General features: G+C 55.6%; 17 protein-coding genes. 11 read left to right on the forward strand and 6 right to left on the reverse strand.

Translation table 11 applies throughout. From position 1 onward, the window contains the following. Positions 1–3,078, forward strand: a complete 3,078-nt coding sequence (locus ACOTTU_RS19095; protein WP_425660197.1) for an efflux RND transporter permease subunit — start codon at positions 1–3, stop codon at positions 3,076–3,078. 160 nt (positions 3,079–3,238) lie between these two features. Here the strand turns inward: ACOTTU_RS19095 and ACOTTU_RS19100 are convergent, their stop codons facing one another. From ACOTTU_RS19100 to ACOTTU_RS19115, 4 genes are all read right to left on the reverse strand, one after another. Next, complete coding sequence (locus ACOTTU_RS19100; protein ID WP_425660198.1) at positions 3,239–3,730, reverse strand: hypothetical protein; 492 nt, start codon at positions 3,728–3,730, stop codon at positions 3,239–3,241. Between the two features lie 287 nt (positions 3,731–4,017). Then, positions 4,018–4,599: a hypothetical protein gene (locus ACOTTU_RS19105; RefSeq protein ID WP_425660199.1), complete on the reverse strand. Its 582-nt coding sequence runs from the start codon at positions 4,597–4,599 to the stop codon at positions 4,018–4,020. A gap of 482 nt (positions 4,600–5,081) precedes the next feature. Beyond that, positions 5,082–6,449 carry a sensor histidine kinase gene (locus ACOTTU_RS19110; protein WP_425660200.1) on the reverse strand — a complete coding sequence of 456 codons (1,368 nt, stop codon included), beginning with the start codon at positions 6,447–6,449 and terminating at the stop codon, positions 5,082–5,084. Then, entirely contained in the window at positions 6,449–7,117 is a 669-nt protein-coding gene (locus ACOTTU_RS19115) for a response regulator transcription factor (RefSeq protein ID WP_425660201.1), read from the reverse strand. The genes ACOTTU_RS19110 and ACOTTU_RS19115 overlap by 1 nt, the downstream gene beginning before the upstream one ends. A gap of 129 nt (positions 7,118–7,246) precedes the next feature. On the opposite strand from ACOTTU_RS19115, the gene ACOTTU_RS19120 reads away from it, so the two are divergent. From ACOTTU_RS19120 to ACOTTU_RS19140, 5 genes are all read left to right on the forward strand, one after another. Continuing rightward, a complete protein-coding gene (locus ACOTTU_RS19120; protein WP_425660202.1) occupies positions 7,247–8,353 on the forward strand; it encodes a tricarboxylate transporter in 1,107 nt (368 codons plus the stop codon). A gap of 64 nt (positions 8,354–8,417) precedes the next feature. After that, complete coding sequence (locus tag ACOTTU_RS19125) at positions 8,418–10,445, forward strand: tripartite tricarboxylate transporter permease (RefSeq protein ID WP_425660203.1); 2,028 nt, start codon at positions 8,418–8,420, stop codon at positions 10,443–10,445. Next, positions 10,442–11,533 (forward strand): 4-oxalomesaconate tautomerase, encoded by a 1,092-nt coding sequence (locus ACOTTU_RS19130; RefSeq protein WP_425660205.1) that lies wholly within the window; start codon positions 10,442–10,444, stop codon positions 11,531–11,533. The genes ACOTTU_RS19125 and ACOTTU_RS19130 overlap by 4 nt, the downstream gene beginning before the upstream one ends. 52 nt (positions 11,534–11,585) lie before the next feature. Beyond that, positions 11,586–11,819, forward strand: coding sequence for a hypothetical protein (locus ACOTTU_RS19135; protein ID WP_425660207.1), 234 nt, complete (start codon positions 11,586–11,588; stop codon positions 11,817–11,819). Next, positions 11,816–12,793 carry a D-2-hydroxyacid dehydrogenase family protein gene (locus ACOTTU_RS19140; protein WP_425660209.1) on the forward strand — a complete coding sequence of 326 codons (978 nt, stop codon included), beginning with the start codon at positions 11,816–11,818 and terminating at the stop codon, positions 12,791–12,793. Before ACOTTU_RS19135 ends, ACOTTU_RS19140 begins: the two co-directional genes overlap by 4 nt. On the opposite strand, the gene ACOTTU_RS19145 is transcribed toward ACOTTU_RS19140, so the two are convergent. Both ACOTTU_RS19145 and ACOTTU_RS19150 read right to left on the reverse strand, forming a co-directional pair. After that, positions 12,762–13,790 carry an AbrB family transcriptional regulator gene (locus ACOTTU_RS19145; protein ID WP_425660211.1) on the reverse strand — a complete coding sequence of 343 codons (1,029 nt, stop codon included), beginning with the start codon at positions 13,788–13,790 and terminating at the stop codon, positions 12,762–12,764. The genes ACOTTU_RS19140 and ACOTTU_RS19145 overlap by 32 nt on opposite strands. Beyond that, positions 13,787–14,422, reverse strand: coding sequence for a GntR family transcriptional regulator (locus tag ACOTTU_RS19150; protein ID WP_298922163.1), 636 nt, complete (start codon positions 14,420–14,422; stop codon positions 13,787–13,789). The genes ACOTTU_RS19145 and ACOTTU_RS19150 overlap by 4 nt, the downstream gene beginning before the upstream one ends. Before the next feature lie 78 nt (positions 14,423–14,500). Here ACOTTU_RS19150 and tcuA point away from each other — a divergent pair, with 78 nt between their 5' ends. From tcuA to ACOTTU_RS19175, 5 genes are all read left to right on the forward strand, one after another. Next, on the forward strand, positions 14,501–15,979 hold the full coding sequence (gene tcuA / locus ACOTTU_RS19155; RefSeq protein ID WP_425660214.1) for an FAD-dependent tricarballylate dehydrogenase TcuA: 1,479 nt from the start codon (positions 14,501–14,503) through the stop codon (positions 15,977–15,979). Positions 15,980–16,483: 504 nt separating this feature from the next. After that, on the forward strand, positions 16,484–16,681 hold the full coding sequence (locus ACOTTU_RS19160) for a hypothetical protein (RefSeq protein ID WP_425660216.1): 198 nt from the start codon (positions 16,484–16,486) through the stop codon (positions 16,679–16,681). A 670-nt stretch (positions 16,682–17,351) separates the two neighbouring features. Continuing rightward, a complete protein-coding gene (locus tag ACOTTU_RS19165; RefSeq protein WP_425660218.1) occupies positions 17,352–17,927 on the forward strand; it encodes a c-type cytochrome in 576 nt (191 codons plus the stop codon). 18 nt (positions 17,928–17,945) lie between these two features. Further along, positions 17,946–18,389, forward strand: coding sequence for a c-type cytochrome (locus tag ACOTTU_RS19170; protein WP_425660220.1), 444 nt, complete (start codon positions 17,946–17,948; stop codon positions 18,387–18,389). 36 nt (positions 18,390–18,425) lie between these two features. Next, positions 18,426–19,703: a multicopper oxidase family protein gene (locus tag ACOTTU_RS19175; protein WP_425660260.1), complete on the forward strand. Its 1,278-nt coding sequence runs from the start codon at positions 18,426–18,428 to the stop codon at positions 19,701–19,703. The last annotated feature ends 943 nt before the right edge of the window (positions 19,704–20,646 follow it).

The raw sequence follows: 20,646 nt of genomic DNA on the forward strand, positions 1-20,646 counted from the left end.
ATGGATTTCCTGACATGGTTTGGGTTGGAAAAGACGCGTTTCACCAGCTTTCTGATGGTGTTGCTGATTGCGCTCGGGACGATGTCATATCTGAGCATTCCAAAGCGCGAAGACCCCGCGATCACGATTAGAACGGGCGCTGTGATTGCCAGATTTGAAGGCATGTCGCCGGAACGCATTGAGAGCCTGATCGCTGACCCGATTGAGCGAATAATCCGGGAAATAGGGGAAGTCGAGGATATCGAGACAATTATCACCTCAGGTCAGGCGCTGTTTTATGTGCATTTGTACGACACGGTTGCCGTGGCGGACATCGAAGAGCCATGGGAAGACCTGCGAAACAAGATGCAGGCGGTAATCCCTGAGCTACCAGAAGGCACAACAGCACCGATTGTGAACACTGATTATGGCGATGTTGCAATCGCGACCATTGCCGTAACGGGTGATGGTTTCAACCTAGTGGCTCTGGAAGACATTGCCAAGCAGCTCCAGCGCGAACTCTATACCGTCGCCGGTATCACCCAGGTCGAACTGTTTGGTGTTCAGGAGCAACGTATCTGGCTTGATCTGGATATCAGCAAAATCGCAGCAATCGGTGTCCAAATGGATCAGCTCCTAGCGGATCTTGAAGCCCAAAACGTGATATTGCCCGCCGGCGAAATTGATGCCCAAGGCACTAACATCGTACTTGAAGCCAATGGTGATTTGGGCACGATTGAAGACATCCGCAACCTTTTGACTAAGGTGCCCGGGCTGGCCGGTTACGTGCGCCTGTCTGATCTGGTCGACGTAAGAAGAGGGTATGTCGATCCCAAAGTTGAACCTGTCTTCTTTGACGGTCAACCGGCGATTGTTCTTGCATTGGAGATGTCAGAGTCCACTGACATTCAGGAACTGGGCCGCCGTCTGAAGCAAAGAATTCCCGAATTTGAGCGTCGGCAACCGATTGGTGTATCTTACAATATTTCGACCTTTCAGGAGGCGAATGTCACCAACGCGGTAAACAATGCGCTTTCCAATGTCGGGCAGACATTTGTGATCGTCTTTGTGGTTATGTTTCTGTTTCTGGGCCTCCGGCCCGCCATCGTCATCGCGTGTATCGTGCCTTTTACGCTGTCGATCGCGCTTGTCGGCATGGGGCCGCTTGGCGTCGATATCCAGCAGGTTTCGATCGCGGCTGTCATCATCTCGCTGGGTCTGTTGGTCGACAACGGGCTCGTCGTCGTTGAAGATATCCAAGGCCGAATAAACAACGGAATTTCTGGTCGGGATGCCGCGCTACAGGCCGGTCGGCAATACGTCGTGCCGCTTGGGGTCGCGTCGACCACAACGATTTCGGCCTTTGTACCGATGTTGCTCCTTGACGGAACGGAAGGCGAGTTTGCCTATTCTCTCGGTGCGGTTGTCGCAATTATGCTGTTTGGATCCTGGATCACGGCACTCTATATTCTGCCATTTCTTTGCTCGCTCATGCTGAAGCCCAAGAAACAAAAAGAGACCGGCGCCAAGGAAGGCGAAGGCAAATTCTATGAACTCTACGGTGGATTGATCCGCCGCTTGCTCCCCTTTGGCATAATCATAACAGTAGCCGTCTATGCCGTGGTTGCCTTCAGCGCAATGCAGTTGGCTACACTGAAGAAAGAACAATTCCCTCTCAGCGAAAGATCAGACCTCCTTGTCTATATGGATATGCCAAAAGGGACCGCAATCTCGGCCACGGAAGATTTGGCGCTAAGGGCCGAGGCATGGCTGTCTGACGAAGCTTTAAACCCGGTCGTCGTGAACACGACAGTCTATGTTGGAACAGGTGGTCCGCGCTTCAACCTTAGTCTCGACCCTGCTGACCCTGATCCGGGGAGTGCATTTTTTGCCGTCAATACCGTCAGTCTGGAGGCTGCGATCGACACGGTGGAACGTGCCAGGGATCACTTTATCGAGAATTTTCCCGAGGCGCGTTTTCGCGTGACCCGATTGGCGCAGGGCGGCAACGAATCCGGTATTGTCGAGGTCGAAATCTTCGGTCCGGACGCAGACGTACTGACGGAAGCGGCCGCAAAAATTGAGCGCGCGATTGCGGAGTTTCCCCGCGTGGTCAAAAAGGAAACGGATTGGGGCAACAAAATTGTAAAAGTTGTCATCGATGTGGATCAGGACAAGGCGCGTGAATTTGGTGTTACGTCCAAGGATATCTCCAACGTTATGGAGTCTTATTTTTCGGGCACACAGTATTCCACATTCCGCGAGGGTGACGAACAAATCCCGATAGTGTTGCGCGCAAATGAGCGAAGCCGTGACAGTGTCGAAGACCTGACCAACCTAACGATTGAAGCGGGTGGTCAACTGATCTCAATTGATCAGATCGCAAACTTCAGGCCAAAGTTTGAATTCTCGGAGATACGTCGCGAGAACCAGGTTCGTCGGATCGTGATTTCCGGCAAGAGCGATCTTTATTCTGCTGCTGAAACCTATGCACGTCTGCAACCTGTTATCGACGCGCTGGATCTTGGATCTGAATATTCGGTCAACATCGCCGGTGAACTGGAAAACAGCGCTGATACCAACGGTCAGTTGCTTTCTAATTTGCCGCTCGCAATGGGCATCATGTTTGCTGCGCTGATCTTTCAGTTCAATTCAATACGTCGCTCCTGTGCGACGCTGATGACAATCCCGCTGATCGTGATTGGGGCGCCATATTCCATGGGGTTGATGGGACAACCGCTGTCATTCTTCGCTATTCTGGGTCTTATGTCTTTGATGGGGATCATCATCAACAATGCGATTGTGTTGATAGACCAGATCGATATCGAGTTTGAAACAGTGCCTCTCAAAGAGGCAATTGTTTGTGCATCACAGAAAAGGTTGCGACCGATCCTCTTGACATCGTTGACGACTGTTTGTGGTTTAATCCCAATGGTGATTTCTGGCGGGTCGCTGTTCCAACCAATGGCTATCATCATGATCGGCGGCCTTATCGCGGCCTCTCCGTTGTCACTGTTTTTCGTACCCAGCCTGTATTACCTACTGATGCGTTCGCGGGGTATGGCTAATACTAAAACGGGCGCAATATTGGAGGTTTGACGTCACGAAGTGCTTTAGCTGGTGGGAAGACAACTTTGCCTGAAAATTGATCTGTGTAGCAACATCTCTCTCTATAAGACAATAGGTGAACTCTATCAGTCGCCGGAAACCCACTTTCGGCCCCAGAGCCGACATTGATCATGCTCGGCGGTGTTGCGGTTTAGCTTTCCCAAAACAGACACCGATCGGAAAGGTTTTTTCTAACTACGACGTTACAAAAATACTCTCTTTGTCGCATTCTTTTAGTGGCTGCTGCTTCATCTACCCTTTGCTCTTTTCTGCTGAAGCGATCGCCAAACCTATCAAAATCAAAGGCGCGGCTAGCAGGTGAAGCTGACGAAAACTCAAGCTTGAAGATGAAGACGTCGGCCAAGACCTGCCATAGCAAGGCAACATATTCGAATGGTGCCAGCCGAGAGGCTTCAGCGTAGTGAAAGGCCAGTGTCATTGTGAAGTGACCGAAACCGCCAAAGAGATCAAACAGCATCAAGAGGCCATGTGTCGGCGAGTCTGGTGTCACCCCGCAAAACAACGTCTCTACACCGCAAATCATGGAAGCCAAAACGAAGTAGTGGGCAATGGCTCCAGGGCCTTCAGTCTTGTTGAGGCTGCGCACCATGATGAGAGCAAGCGCGGATAGAATGGTTGCCACGAGACCACTGGGTAACCCTAGAGCCGCGTGCTCTCGAGGGAGGAGGTGGTCAGCTCGGACCAGACAAGCGCGATCACTCCGGCAAAACCAAACGCGAGACCCCAAGCGCGCCATTTGGTGAGGCACTCTGACAACAAGACAGTTGTGCCGACCGCCATCAATATCGGGGAAAGCCAAAAGCGTGTCAGTTGCGCGCATCAGAGCCCAATCAGCGATCCTTCCACCAAGAGTGGCGAGCAGAGCAATGATCGTTCCAATGATAAGGCTGAGCAGGGAAATCAAGAAAGCTAGGCCCTACGACCAACGCACACCATGAAGCAACCGCGATAGGATATCGCGCTCGAGCGCATTGGAGCCCAGTGGAAAATCTGTACTGGGCGCGGAGAGGCGGTTTGGAATATTGATTTCCGTTGGGCATAAGCTGCAATAAGTGGGCCGAAAACCGCGAGCGCTACAAGGCCGGTGACAACGATCAAGGTGCTACGCGTCTCCGCTCCAATCCGGGGGTCGATCACGCGATAGATGATATCGATCAGCAGATTGACCACGACGAAGACTAGCTCAGTCAGAACGACAACGGCCTGCACATAGGCTAAATCTCGTGCAATTATATCGGTGATAAGGAATGTGCCCAGGCCCGGACGGCCCGAGCGTGATGGCGGGTAGAATAGCTTGGGCGTGCCTGCGAGCGCCCGTGGCAGAGAGCCAGCCGAGCTGAACGATAAAGAGCAGGATAAAAGCAGCCCCAACCAATAGGCCGGGATCGCAGCGACGGCAACGGCCACCCGATCCAGCGGTCCACCCCGACGCTTGGTCGCGATGATCGCGAGCGGCAGCGAGACCGCCAGACCGATCGCAAGACCTCCCAACACATGTGGGCAACATATGCAGGAACGTATACGAGATTGCCGCCCGCAGGTCGGATCAAACCGGTCAACCTGTCACCGCCGAATATCCGAGGTCAAGTCGCAGCAATAGACCAAGCCAAGCCCAGAAGGCTTGCCAGAAGCGTGTGTTGAGCCCGGCCTCCTCTCGGACCTGATGCGTGGAACCGCACGATCAACCTCGACACTGGAATTAAGCAAACTGTTGCAACAAGATGGGGTCCACATATATCCACACAAGGCGGAGTAATCCGCCGCGCCCAGTTGTCCCGATACAACTGCACGCAAAAATTGTCAGGAAGCTACAAATGCGAGGTTAATCAGCGGCTACCGCGCTGAACATCAAAGTCAAGCATCGCGCAAGTTTTCAAAACAAAGCGGTAACCTGTATTAGATGTGGCGAGGTGTTTTTTCTAAAACACTCAACGAAAGACAACTCAAAGAAGCGCGTTTGGGGCGTTGCGAGTTCAGGAATCACCCAGAGAAAGACGAAGCTCCACCTTCAAACCACGATCGCGTGGTAGGAACTCAAGTGTGCCATTATGAGCATAAGCGACGGCCTCGGCAATCGAAACGCCAAGACCTGAACCAGATGTCGCAGCAACGGGACGAAACCTCTCGCGAGCCTCCAGGATTTGTTCTGTGGTCAGTCCAACGCCGTTGTCCGAGACTGCAATCACCATCTCACGGGGACCACGGTCGGCACTGACATGCACCTCTGTCAACTCAGGGCCGCCGTGCCGTAGCGCATTGTCGACAAGATTGCGGAGCGCTTCGTGGATCATTGTTTCATCTCCGTTCATAGACCCAAGCGGAGCCGTGGATTGGAAGGTCACGGATGGACCCGCTTCGCTGGTCCTGCTCAGCTCGTCTTGCCACGCACGGAAGGCCTTATCCATGTCGACGCTTTGCATTACGGCTTCTGGACTGATCGCTTTGGCGCGCTCAAGAAAAAGGAGCTTTTGGCTCAGGTTGGCGGTTTCCCGGGCAGCTTCCAGAAGATCAGCAGAGCGCTTTTGCGATGCATCCCAATCCGGCGAGGCCTTTACGGCTTCTGCCAGAGACAGCACACCGGCGATAGGGTTTTTGAGCTGATGGGCTGCGTTCGAGATGAACTCCGATTGCGCAGCCATGCTGCGCGTGACCTGGCCAAACAGGCGATTAAGTGTGGCGACGATTCCACCCACCTCGTCTGGCACCGCGCGTTGGATTGGCGACAGCTCATCGCTATTGCGGCTGGCGATGGCGGTTTCCAAATCGATCAATGGTCGCAAACCGAGGCGCACGCCGAACCAGACGATAATGGCCACTGCCAGGATCAATCCTGCTATCGCCAAGAGCGAGCGCAGCAGAAGATCCCGCACAAAGGCAGCCCGCACAGACGCCTCTTGCCAGACCGTGGTCGTGAAAACACCCGTGAAACCATCAATCTGAGTGCGGTTTTGCAGGCGCACCCCATGAACCGGACGGCCCAGATAGGTGGCCTCAAAGTAGTTGGGCGCCGAGGCTTCCTCGTTTGGGGGTGGAATGCCTACCGGTGGGGTTGCATAGCCGGCCACGATGACACCGTCAGGGGCGTAGACGTGGTAGAAAACACGACCGCCAGATGTGTCTGACAGGATGTCCCCTGTCCGTGGTGACAGTGCGTCGCCACCAGAAATGGCCACGTCATTTGCAACGGCCAGCGCGGCCGCCAGCAGGCTTTTATCGAACACATCGGTGGCTGTCTGGCGCGCGTTTTTAAGTTGCCAAACGCCTACCAAAGCCGCGACGAGCAGAAGCGGGACCAAAATAACGGCCGTCAGACGTCCGCGAAGCGACCAGACCTTGCCCATCACTCCGGCTTCACAAGGGCATACCCAATGCCACGATGTACCCGGATCGAAACATCGAAGACAGACAGGCGTTTTCTCAGGCGCGACACATAGACTTCGACCACCTTGTCATCCGTGCCGCTGCCCACGCCATATGTCTTGTCGAGCAGCGTTTCCTTGGAAACCGGCATGCTGCCTGCCTCCGCAAGAGCAACCAGAACCGACAACTCGCGGCGTGGCACGTCGATGAGTTCCTGCCCCGCAAGAAGCTGCGGAGTTTCCAGATCAAGTGTCAGCGATCCGATCTCGATCGTGCGCCGGGGGGCGACGTCCTTGCGACGGGCCAAGGCACGGATGCGCGCGGCCAGTTCGTCCATTTCGAACGGTTTGACCAGATAGTCATCCGCTCCAGCGTCGAGCCCTTCCACGCGATCCTGCGTAGCAGATCGCGCCGTCAAAAGGATCACAGGGCGCGGATCGTTTCGGCGGCGCATTCCGGCCAGTATTTCCAGACCGTCGCGCCCGGGCAGGTTAATGTCGAGGATCACCAGATCGCACTCTTCCTGCCGCAGGAAACGATCCGCATCATCACCATTATCGAGCGAGTTCACCGCATGGCCATCATCGCTGAGACGATAGGCGATGCCCTTCCGAAGGCTCTGATTGTCTTCTACCAGCACGATGCGCATGCCCAACTTTTCATCCCTATGAAGGGTTAGTGCAAGGTTAATGCGTCATCAATGCAGCGTGAGGTCGGGGAATCGCCCGGCTCAAGAAGGATTTCGGTGCGACGGTCGTGCCGGTCTAGGGAGGAAATCATGACGACATTTACATCCACGCGCCGCGTGGCGATGGGCCTTGTGGCAGCCGCCGCTGCAACCTTAGCAACCCAAGGCACCGCAGGCGGGCACGGCATTGATCTGGAGGGGAAGACCGTAGAATGGGTGATCCCGTTCTCGGAAACTGGCGGTTCGGCCAAATGGGCCAACTTCTACGCACCGCTCCTCAGCGAAGCTTTGCCCGGCAATCCGACCGTCGTGGTCAAATTTATGCCAGGTGCAGGTTCAACCAAAGGGGCCAACTGGTTTCAGGAGCAGACGTATGAAGATGGTACGCTGATCTTCGGCTCTTCCGGGTCCACACAGTTCCCCTATCTGCTGGGTGATCCACGCGTGCGTTATGAATACAATGACTGGAACGTCGTACTGGCGTCCGGAACCGGCGGCGTGGCCTATCTGCCACCTGATCTGGCCGAAAAAATGGATGGCTTCGACGCCTCAGGCCTGAAAGACACCGATTTCATTTACGGCTCTCAAGGGGCCACACGCCTCGACCTTGTGCCTCTTCTGGCCTGGGAGATGCTCGGGCTGAACGTAGAGCCGGTCTTTGGCATCAAGGGCCGCGGCGATGGTCGCCTGATGTTTGAACGCGGTGAAGCGAATATCGACTATCAGACGTCTTCCTCTTTCCTGAAAGGAGTGACGCCCTTGGTCGAAGCCGGAACGGCTGTTCCGATGATGTCCTGGGGTGCCCTGGACGCTGACGGAAATATCGTCCGTGACCCGACATTCCCGGACATGCCGACATTCAAGGAAGTTTGTGAAGCCACAGAAATGTGCGAAACCAGCGGCGAGCAATGGGATGCGTGGAAAGCGTTCTTCGTGGCCGGTTTCCCCGCACAGAAGATGGTCTTTCTGCCAGCCGGAGCCTCAAATGATGCAATGGTGACCTATACTGCTGCCTTCGAGGCCGTCAAAGCGCGCGCCGATTTCGCAGAGATCTCTTCGGGTCGCCTGGGTAAATACCCACAGATGACCGGAGACGAAGCCAAGGGCGCTTTGTCCAGCGCGACCCAAGTGCCGGAGGCTGCAAAGACCTTCGTGGTCAACTGGTTGAGCGAACGCTACGGCGTAACACTGAACTAAGCGAACTGATTGGCCCCGGTGCAATCTGCCCCGGGGCCTTCTCCTTTCAACCGGAGATTGCCCGATGGATATAATTTCGGTGGCGCTGCCCGCCCTTGGGGATGCGGCAGGTCTGATCCTACAACCAATCGTTCTAGGATATCTTGTGCTTGGCGTTGTAATGGGGCTGTGCGTTGGGGTCTTCCCCGGCCTGGGCGGAATCGCTGGCCTGTCGCTTCTGTTGCCCTTCATGTTCGGGATGGACCCTGTCCTGGGTTTGGCGCTGATGATCGGCATGGTCGCGGTGGTGCCGACATCGGATACCTTCGCCAGCGTATTGATGGGCATTCCCGGCTCCTCCGCCTCACAGGCCACGGTGCTGGACGGATTCCCCCTAGCCAAAAAGGGAGAGGCGGCGCGTGCGCTCTCTGCCGCCTTCGCATCTTCATTGTTCGGCGGTCTGGTTGGCGCGATGTTCCTGACGGTCTTCATACTTGTGGCGCGTCCCATTGTTCTGGAGTTCCGCACGCCTGAACTATTGATGATCACGATCTTTGGCCTCTCCATGGTTGGCATCCTCGCCGGGCGCGTCGCGCTGAAAGGTATTGCGGCGGCGGGCCTGGGCATGATGATCGGCACAATCGGGGAGGGCGACAGCGCGGGCGAATTGCGCATGGCCACCTATGACATGCCCTATCTTGTCGACGGGTTGAAACTGGTCATCGTTGGTCTTGGCATTTTCGCGATCCCGGAAATTGTCGCGCTCTTGCGACGAGACAAATCCATCTCGGACCGCTCACCCTTGGGCGGCGGTTGGCTCAGCGGTGTGCGTGATTGGTTTGCCAATATCTGGCTGTCGGTCCGCTGTTCCATCATCGGCGTGATTGTCGGCGTGATCCCGGGATTGGGTGGGTCCGTGGTGGATTGGATCGCCTACGGGCACTCGGTGCAAACCACGAAAGACAAATCGAAATTCGGCTCCGGCGAAATTCGTGGGGTGATCGGACCCGAAAGCTCAAACAACGCCAAGGAAGGGGGTGGGCTCGTGCCCACGCTGCTCTTCGGGATCCCGGGATCCGGTTCAATGGCGATTTTCATCGGTGCTATTGCTTTGCTTGGATCGGGCAATATCGAGGTCGGCCCCTCGATGTTGAAGAACAATCTCGACATCACCTATGCAATCGTCTGGCTGCTGGCTTTGGCTAATGTCGTAGGCACGTTAATCTGCATTGCCGCGTCTGGCGGCATCGCGCGGCTAACGACCATTCCCTTTGCGCTATTGGCGCCGTTCCTGTTCATGATCATCAGCTTTGCGGCATTTCAGTCGGGCCAGGATATCATGGATCTTGTCGCGCTTTTCGCCATTGGCTTTCTCGGGATCATGATGCGGCGGTTCGATTGGTCACGACCTGCGTTTCTTATTGGCTTCGTACTCTCCAACCCCGCAGAAACCTATGCAAACCAAGCGGTGCAGATCGCCCAGTCTCGATTCCGCAAGAGCTTCGAAGAAGGTATTGACTACATCTTTTCGCCCATTGTGATCGTGTTGATCATCATCACGTTGATCTCGGTTGTTCTGGGCTTGCGTCAGGCCAAGACAATCATGGCGGAAGGTGCCGTTGAAAGCGGCGCAAAACGCGCTCCACTTATCTTCCTGCTGGTTGTGTTGGGGTATTTGGCCGTGGCCTTCACCAATGCCGCGATGATCCCTGACTACGCTGCTGCGGACCGGGTCTTCCCGCGCTTCGTATCAGGCGTCGCCATTGTGGCTTGTGTGATCCTGCTGGTTCAAATGATGATCCGACCGGAGACACACGCGCTCTTTGCAGATCGCGAAGCCAGTGAAGTAGATGCCAATGCGCATGGTCTCTGGTCGACACTGGCATGGTTTGCCGGGCTATTGATACTGACCTCACTGCTTGGGTTCATCTTAGCGCTGGCGATCTTCCTGTTCTGTTTCATCAAGTATCGCGCAGGACGCAGCTTAGGCTTCGCTCTAGTCTACACCGCAGCGGGGATCGCTTTCATGTGCGCTATGGCGGGGCTTTTGAACCGCGATTTCCCACAGGGTCTGTTGCAATCCTTCATGGACCTGCCCTGGCCGCTAACATGACACAGACTGCCATCTCCTTTCTGTTCATGCGGGGCGGTTCGTCACGAGGCCCTTATCTGCGGCGCGAGGACTTGCCTCAAGACCACGAGGAACTGGCCCGCGTACTGGTTGCAATCGTGGGCTCAGGTCATCCCCTGAATATTGACGGGATCGGAGGCGGGGCCGCCGTGACGACCAAGGTTGCGATGCTGTCTGAATCAGAGGATGACTGGGCCGATGTCGACTATTTCTTCGCTCAGGTAAGCGTCGAAGACGGGCTTGTGGATTTCAAACCAACCTGCGGCAATATCCTTGTTGGTGTTGGTCCCGCAGCCATCGAGATGGGGCTGGTCGTAGCGACTGGGGAAACGACAGAAGTGCGGATTCGCGCGGTGAATACCGGGGCGCGGGTTGCCTCCCAAGTACAAACCGAAAACGGCGCCGTCGTTTATGAGGGGGCTGCGCGAATCGATGGCGTGCCTGGTACGGCAGCCCCCATCAAACTCATGTTCCACGATGTGGTGGGAGGTGCCACGGGCACCCTGTTTCCGACCGGCAATCGGATTGACACAATCGATGAGATCGAGGTCAGTTGCATGGATGTTGCAATGCCCATGGTCATCGCGCGGGCCTCTGATTTCGGGCTCACAGGGCACGAAAGCGCTGCCGAGCTTGACGAGAACAGAGGCTTCTTCGAGCGCATGGAGGCGGTGCGCATGAGGGCGGCCGTTCTGATGGGGATGGGGGATGTTTCCAAATCCGTAACACCAAAGTTCGGCCTCCTCGCGCCAGCGAAGGACGGTGGAACTGCGGCGGTACGCTATTTCATGCCATGGAAGACCCACCCCACGCTGGCCGTCACAGGATCGCAATGTCTGGGCGCTTGCCTGCTGTGCCCCGGGACCGTTGGGGACGGGATGGCGTCCGGGGTCGGGCCTTCTCCTGCCCGTCTCCAACTTGAACATCCGATGGGAATGATGGAGGTGACGATCGCTTTCGACATCAAGGGGGACCGCTTTGATGTGCAATCCGTCGGCTTGATGCGTACGGCGCGCAAACTGGCAGCAGGAGAGGTCTTCGTCCCGAAATCCATTTGGCGGGGGCATTGACTTCGATCTGCCAATTGTATACCATAGTATACCAATAATTTGGAGACGACTGATGACCTCTGATGATTGCGTGATCGTTGCCAAAGCCGAACTGAAGATGGCGCGACAATTGATCCAGGATGAAATCCGCGACTATCCGACGCCGATCTCAGGATGTGATGCGCAATACAACTATCTGATTGGTTTGCGCAGTTCGATCTCGGACGCTTTAAGCGCTCTGGAAGCCCCTCGTTTTGTTGCCACGCCACGCACACCTTCCCCTACCGCTGGCGTGGAAAGTCGGTGAAAGTCCACATCCTAGACGACTGGTTCGATACGCTGCGTCGGCTGCCGTGCTTTGCCCTTTTGCAAGATCACGACGTTACAGTCTGGACCGACCACGAGCCGGACCCGGGTAAGCTGGCGACAAGAATATTGGAGGCCGAGGCTCTTGTTCTCTTCCGAGAGCGCACGAAGATCGGAGCAGAACTCCTCAACCATCTTAACAACTTGCGCTTGATCTCGCAGCGCAGCGTCTATCCGCATGTCGATGTAGAGGCATGCAGCCGCAATGATGTCCTCCTCTGTTCAAACATGCATTCGGACACACCATCCTTTGCAGCAGCCGAGCACACGCTGGCGCTGATCCTCGCAAGTTACCGTCAGATACCGCAGCAAGTGGCTTCGATCCGGGCGGGAAATTGGCAGGCTGGCGTCGGGCGGACCCTAAGGGGCCGGATATTGGGCCTCTACGGCTATGGTCGCATAGGACGCGCCGTCGCAGGTTATGCACATGCGATTGGACTGCATGTTCAGTGGTGGGGCTCAGAAGCCGGACGCGCCCGTGCAAAGGCAGATGGCGAACACGTTCCCGAGAGCCGCGAGGCTTTTTTCGCGGGCTCTGACATCATCAGCCTCCATGTACGTCTGAAACCGGAAACAAGAGGGATCATCACGGCGACCGACCTCGCTCAGATGCAGGACCGTGCCTTGTTTGTGAATACCTCGCGATCTGGTCTGGTTGTGCCAGGAGCCCTTGAGACGGAACTGGCCAAGGGGCGAATCCATGCCGCTGTCGACGTGTTTGATGAAGAACCGCTCCGCGACACCGCGAATCCACTTCTGACCCATCCAAATGTTTTGCCGACCCCCCATGTCGGTTATGTCACTGAGGATGAATTCAATCTGCAATTCACTGATATCTTCGATCAGATAAATGCCTATGACAAAGGCATGCCAACCCACATGATCAATCCTCAGGTTTGGGCGAAAACAACCTGACGGCCACCGGCGCCCCAAGGATTACGACGAAAATGCGCAAGATATGATGCGCAACAACGAAGGCGACATCCGCTCCGACGATCAATGCCAACACGGTTAGCTCCGCCTGCCCGCCCGGCGCGAAGGCCAGCAGGGCCTCCATCCCCGGGGCTAGGTTAGCGAAGATGACCAGCTCGACAACCACCACCGTCAGAACAATCAGGATCACGCAAAAGCCGACACCGGCCAAGAGGTCGCGCTGCACCTCCTGCATGGTGATACCTGCGTATTTTGCGCCGATCGTCATGCCGATGAAGAATTGTGCGGCCCAGATCGCTTCGGCGGGCGGTCGAAAGTGCAACAAACCCACGAGCGTGATCGCCGCGGTCAAAAGCAACGGTCCAAGGATCGAAGCGCCAAATAGCCCGATCCGTTTCGCACCCCACCAACCGAGCAGGGCGCAGGCGACCATCAGCAATAATTCGTGGACCGGCACGCTTTGCAACGGCACGCCTGGCGGATTGCTGAGATCGGCCTCCCAAATGCCGCTTAGCAGAAACGGCAAGGCTACGACGATGATCAAAACCCGAGTCGCATGGATCAGGGACAGGGTGCGGACATTGCCGCCCGCCTCTTCGCCAAAGGCCAGCATGTCCTGAAGCCCACCGGGCATGGTGGCGTAATAGGCTGTTGGGAAGTCGTAGTTCCAGACCCTCTGAAAGTACGGCACGCCAATCAGACCAATCACCATGACGGTCAGTGGAATAAGCAGAAGTGTTGGCCACATCGCAGGAAACGTCGCCAGCACGGGCGGCGTCAGCGTTGCACCAACTGCAACTCCCAGGATCGTCCGCATCCCGTCGTTAAGTGGCTTCAGACCCTTAAGTTGGATGCCTATCAGTGCAGCTGCCAGGCAGGCGGCAATTGGACCAAGCAGCCAAGGCAGCGGAATATTAAGCAGGCGGAACGCGCCAACGCCCGACAGCGCGACCAGAAAGGTCTGGCCAATCTGCCTCATCCCGCCAGCGCCTTCAGTCTCTGACGCAGGGAAGTCTGAAGATGTGCTTCTGCGGCCGCACCTGCGCCCTCAATGTCGCCTGATCTCAGGGCATCGACAATCATCTGGTGTTGGCTCGCAACCGTGTCGATCCGCGCTTCATCGGTAAAAGTCGTGGGGCCAAGCAGCAAAAGCGCATTGTTCAGCGCACGCGCGGCCTCCAGCAGAAAGCGATTGCGGCAGGCAAGATAGAGGCCTCTGTGGAACGCCTGATTGATTGCGGCGGCGCGGTTCGGGTTGTTGCGCTCTGCCGCAATCTCAGTATTGAGGTCGTCTAGTGTATCGAACTCAGCTTCTGTTCCATGCTGCGCCGCCAGCTCTGCCGCAGTTCGTTCAAGAACGACCCGCATTTCATAAAGCTCCACAACTTCGGCATGGCCCAGTCGCCGAACGACAGCGCCCATACGCGGCCGATGTTCAACTATCCGGTCTGACTCCAACCGGCGAAGCGCTTCGCGGACGGGGGTTCGTGACAGCCCGAGCTTTTCGCCGACATCCTCCTCGCGCAGGCGATCTCCGGGCAGGTAAATGCCTTCACGGATCGCTGCCATGAGAGCGTCATAGGCCATCTCACCACTCGATTTTTTGGTCATTCCGAGAACTCTCTAGATTTGTCATTGCAAATTGTATCCGATCGGATACTAAATATCTAGCTGAAAAAGGAAACTAGCATGTCCAAGACAAAAGTCATCGTTGTCGGCTCCGGAAACGCCGCCATGTCCGCCGGTATCGCCGCACTCGAAAGCGGAGCGGAGGTGCTTATGCTGGAAAAGGCTGGCCCGGACCTTGCCGGCGGCAATACGAAATACACGGCAGGTGCGATGCGGATCGCCTATGAGAGCTCCGACGCGCTTTTGCCGCTGCTGGCCAACCCGCACGATCCACGCATTCCCAACACCGATTTCGGAACCTACACGGCGCAGAAATTCGCGAATGACCTTTTGGGATTCAACGAAGGCCGACTCCTGTCCCCGGAGCAGCAGGTTCTTATCTCGGAATCCTATGACGCCGTGAATTGGCTGGCGGGGCATGGCGTCACCTATGAACCGATCTACGCGCGACAGAGTTTCGAGAGGGACGGCAAGCACATCTTCTGGGGGGGCCTGACGCTGGCCGCCGAAAACGAAGGTGTCGGACTTTTCGAGATGGAGCTTGCTGCTTTCAAACGTCTGGGCGGACGTATTCGCTGCAACTCCGCCGTTACGGGGCTGTTGACGAACGACAACAAGGTCACGGGCGTTAAAGTGGGCGATGCAAGTATCGATGCGGATGCCGTCATCCTCGCCTGCGGTGGTTTCGAAGCGAACGAGGAAATGCGTGTGTCGCAGATCGGTTCCAATTGGGCGGCCGCCAAGGTGCGCGGCACACCCCACAACACTGGCGACGGGCTGAAAATGGCGTTCGATCTGGGTGCCATGCGGTATGGTAGCTTTGAAGGCTGCCACGCAACTCCGATGGACCTGCGCATGAAAGACTTCGGCAATCTGAATCTGCCGCCTAAGGAGCGCAAAAATTACCGGAAAATCTGCTACTTCCTCGGCGTGATGCTCAACGCCAAAGGTGAACGCTTCGTCGATGAGGGGGTCAACTTTCGAAACTACACCTATGCACAATTTGGTCGTGCGGTCCTCGAACAGCCCCAACACTTCGCCTGGCAGGTTTTCGACGACAAGGTCTCGGAATTGCTGTACGGCGAATACCATTTTCACGATGCCAGCTTTATCGAGGCAGACACGCTGGAAGACCTGGTCTCCAAACTCGTCGGTGTTGATGCGGCATCCGCGCTCAAGACGCTGACAGAGTTCAACATAGCCGTCGATACCGATGCAGCATTTGACCCAACAATTCTCGACGGCAAGCGCACCAACGGCCTCCAACTCGACAAGACAAACTGGGCGCAAGCACTGGACACTCCACCCTTCAAGGCCTTCCCGGTGACAGGCGGGATAACGTTCACCTATGGCGGACTGAAAGTGGATGAAAACGGCGCGGTGCTCACCGAAGGCGGATCGCAAATCCCGGGGTTGTTTGCCTGTGGTGAACTTGTGGGCGGCGTGTTCTACGGCGGCTATCCCGGAGGGTCTGGACTGACGTCGGGAACCGTCTTCGGTCGCCGCGCGGGAACCGGTTGTGCATCTTCGAAATCGTGATGACGTATGAGACTTTCTTAGACGAAAATCAGTCGTCGTCCAAAACTTTGTTTGCTTCAGCGTGCCTCAATGTCGTTCCAATGCGCGCTCTCAATAGTCCAATGGTACGAAGTTTGTCCCGATACACGGATTATCTCTAATGCACCCGCGTAAAGCGTAGCGACGTCAGGCAAGTCCGCGATCTACGCGCTCAACAGCTTTGCCATCTGTGCCAGCTTTGCTCTGGTTCCCGTCAGCCGCACCGATGATACCTCGCAAATCGACACGTTTCGATCATACGGCATTTACTTTCTGTTTCCGTTGCTCGCGATGTCTTGTCTTAGCCGGTCATAGCGCCTTGTCCTCTGGACGAGCCGTGCCATGGTTTTGGCTAGTGGGCTGTTGCACGCATGGACAGCTATCTGTCCTGATCGGACATTCCTTCACTCACCACGCGCGCATTATCAGGACGTCTTTCTATCCATCGACTTTATCGGGCGCGGAAACCGGATTGAATAGACGGGCATGATCCTCTTTATCACTCTTGCTCTTGCAGTAGCCGTCTATTGGGTCCGTCCTGTGATCTTTGTTCAAGTCGCGTCGGATTTTGAATGGTGCCATGAACACCTCAAACCACGGCGTGGATACGGGACGATCTCCGTTATGGATATCGCAGGTTTCACAGTGTTCTCAGCCAAGCGTGAACCGGAGAGAAACCCGTAAACGCAACCATTGCATTACTCGATATCACCAAGGCGCATGGGTTTGGTATCCGATTGGGGCTGGCAAGTGGTGACATTGTAACAAACGTCATTGGCAACAGCACAGGGCAATCCTTCAAGGTGTAGGGAGATGTTGTAGACCTTGCTGCGGGGTTTGAAGCCAAACGCACGGAACTCAGGTACGTAAATTCTGATTGATCAATCAACTTAAAGAAAGCAGATGCGTCAGTGCGTTTCGATGAGCATCGCCAAATCGCGATCAGCGGGCTTGATAGCAGTATCTCAGTCTTTGCAGCATCTCGGCACAATTGGGTGCCTGCGAGATTCGGTTTCTTTGCTTTGCCACTTTGCATACCGTGAAGGCCCGCCGACGTTTCGCTGTCTTTTAAAATCGGAAAAAGGTTTGGCTACGGGGCCCAGGTTTCCATCTTAGCCGAGCAATAACTCGAACAGATGTCAGCCTAGGAATTGACTGTAGATTTACTGCAACTGAGAACTGCCGTTCTTTTCAGCTAACTGAACCTGTCGAATAGGGCTCGAATCTGATTTCAGAGAACCTGCGGCACACCGTAGTCAGCTCACTATTTGGATTCAAAAGCGGCCCAAACCTGCCAGGTCAGAGTGCCATCGAGGCCGCCGGACGTTAGCCCGATTTTTCGCTGCAATCCCAAATGCAAATGGTCGGCAAGCTCGCAAAATGCAGGAAGAAGCCGCCATTCATACGCACCTCCAAATGTCCGCTTGGAGAACAAGTTTGCGATATTCTGGCTTGGATTTTACGCTTGACCTTCCGGTCGGTGGAGACCCTACAAAGCCTCAAGACATGGAGGTTGGTTTTGAAAATTGCCGTTCTTGCAGATGTGGTTGCCGGTCTTGTTTGGATGCAGTGCAGTCCAAAAGCGATTACCGTCAGCGAACCCGAACATTCAGCTGAAACTGCTACGGTGGCTGTTTCAGTACCAGCAACCCTCTCCGGGAACGCTCAGGTCGGGAAGGTAACCTTCGACGCGAACTTTCATAGCTCCAATGCCGTTAACCAACTGGAAATCGCCCCTTCTCCAATCCACGCAATTTATCAGCCTTCGCACCAGGGTGACGAGGTTTCCCAAAGCGCCTCGGCCGTCGGCGTGCGGGGGCGCCAGAAGCCATTTAGAAGCATACCGCCGGTCGAAGGTTGCAAGCGTAGCGATGTACAGATGATCCTAGTCTACGTCCGCGAACTTCAAGGCGCCAACGGCATCAGTTGAACCAAGGAGAACAATTAAATGATGCGAACCCCATTAATCACCCTGACAGTGTTGGGTTTGGCCGGAACCGCCTTCGCGCACACCGGCGTCAAAAACATGATCGTAAAGGCGCGGATGGATGCAATGAGCGCCATCGGGGCAGATATGAAGACGTTGGGGCAGATGGCAAAAGGTGCTACCGCTTTCGATCGCGACAGGGCAAGGTCGGCTGCGGCTTCAATCGCAAAACATGCCGCCGATACGCCGGCCCTGTTTGAGGCAGACGAGGATGATCCAAAGTCGGAAGCCAAGGCCGAGATTTGGGATGACTTTGCTGATTTCACAGCGAAATCCAAGAGTCTGGAAGCGCTCGCACTAGAGTTGTCCGCAAGCATAGCTGCCGGTAGTGATCTGGCCCCGGCCATAAAATCTCTCGGCGGGGCCTGCCAAGCCTGCCACAAAGTTTATCGCGAAGAAAAGTAGAACCTAGAAATGATGAAGCTCACACGTCGAATCTTAATGGGCTCTGCCGCTGCGGCGCTTGTGGTACCGAGGCCGTCTTTCGCCGCTCCGAGTGTGTTGCGTGCGGAACCCGTCAGCTTGCAAGTGCTACCAGAAGGCCAGGGCAAAACGGCTCTCTGGGGCTTCAACGGTTTCTCACCAGGGCCCGAGTTGCGGGTCCGTAAACGTGATACCTTGTCCCTTCGCTTTGAAAACCGCACAGAGCAACCATCGTCCATCCATTGGCACGGTATCCGAATAGAGAACGCCATGGACGGTGTACCCGGGTTGACGCAGCCGCTTGTCCAGCCCGGCGAGACTTTCGATTACGTGTTTCAACTGCCTGATGCGGGCACGTACTGGTATCACTCACACCATCAGTCATGGGAGCAAGTGGCACGGGGGCTTTACGGACCATTGATCGTCGATGAGGCTGACGCGCCGAAGGTCGATAGCGACATCACCGCGATACTGGACGACTGGCGGCTGGACGAAAGCGGTGCACTTATGGCTGGCTTTGGCGACACGCACGACTTCTCTCATGCCGGGCGTCTGGGAAACTTCGCCATGATCCTGCTATCGCAAGACACTGTCCGGCTTGGCGACCGGCTTCGACTGAGACTGATCAACACGACAACAGCTCGGATCTTCCCGATTCGCATCGATGGCCTAGACGCCAAGGTGGTCGCGTTGGATGGCATGTCGCTTGCAGAACCACGTGATCTGTCGGACATCCAACTTGCTCCGGCACAGCGCGTCGACGTCATCGGCGATGTCACAGCACAAGTGGACTTCCTTTTTGTTGCGCGGGATGCGCTCTATGACATGGGGTCGCTCAAAATCGATGGCCAGAATACTAACCCGGTGGCACCCAGTATCGCCGCCTTACCTGCACCCAGCGTCTCGATACCGAAAACGACGCCGAACCAAACCCTGTCGCTTAGGATGGAAGGCGGTGCCATGGGCGGCCGTCATGCAGGTGATGATATCTGGGCACTCAATGGTGTATCCGGCCTGAAAGACGAACCCTTTGCGACATTCAAACGAGGTGAAACAGCGGTCATTGAACTGATCAACGACACGCGCTTCCCGCACGGCATCCATCTCCACGGGCACCACTTCCATGAACTCAGACAAGACGGTTCGCTTGGTGATCTGCGCGATACGTCACTGGTTGAACGAGGAATCTCGCGGAAGATCGCCGTGGTTCTCGACAATCCAGGCAAGTGGTTGCTGCATTGCCATATGCTCGGGCATCAGGCCTCAGGCATGAAGACATGGATCGAAGTGACATGAAGCTTGCGGTCATTCGCCGTCTTTTCTCAGCGGCTTTGTCTGCCAGCGCAGGCCATGAGTTGGACGGAAGAGACATCGTCAATGGGCAGTCCTTATAAATCGAACAAAGTGGGTCCTGCCACGGTGCCACTCTTGAATGTCAACCGAACTGGACATAGCGGATGAAAACAACGTCCTGCACACACACCGCATGACGAGACCGGAGATACCAAGCACCACGACCATGAGTTGCTCTTCGAATACACGAAACTTGGCGGAGCCGAGGATTTGACGGCGCTTGGCATGACTGACCTCAGCGGCGAAATATCAGTATTCTAGGGCGTGATCAGCGACGACGAGATTTGGGAAATCCTCTTGTTCATCCAATCGACCTGGTTTGAGTCGCTCAGGACATTCATCAAGGGCGAAATCCGCCGCACTAGATTCGTCATCGCGACAATTTTCGGTAAGCGCCCCAGAGCTGGCAGACAGCTCGGACGCGACTGTCTCACCGTGGCCTTTTCACGGATTTAACATGTTCTGAAAGCAGCGCGTCAAGCTTTTGAGCGACGGTAGCTAGACTGCGGATTGGGTCGTTTGTTCGCCATCTCTATCGTGCGTTCCCCCAAACGTTCCGGAGGATCAATCGTACATTCTCATCCAATTGCCATGACAATCTTATTAACGTTGCCGGGCAGTCCCACCAGAACTGCCATCAACATAGTTCAACCGCGCCACCGGTCAGTATGTACATGATGATAACGACAGTCATCCTCCATAGACCTAACACAGGATTGGAATTGTCACTACTTTAACGGGTTATATCCATATCAGCCCATCCCCGTTGAAGTCGAACTGGAAGCGGTCCTCATAGTCGATCAGCGCCGCGAAGTCCTGGTCAGAGATGACCTCGTTCGACACCCATGCGCCGGAGGCATCCGCGTTCCAGATCGAATACAGCCCG

The organism is Roseobacter sp. EG26, assembly GCF_049830555.1.
Classification (GTDB): Bacteria; Pseudomonadota; Alphaproteobacteria; order Rhodobacterales; family Rhodobacteraceae; genus Roseobacter.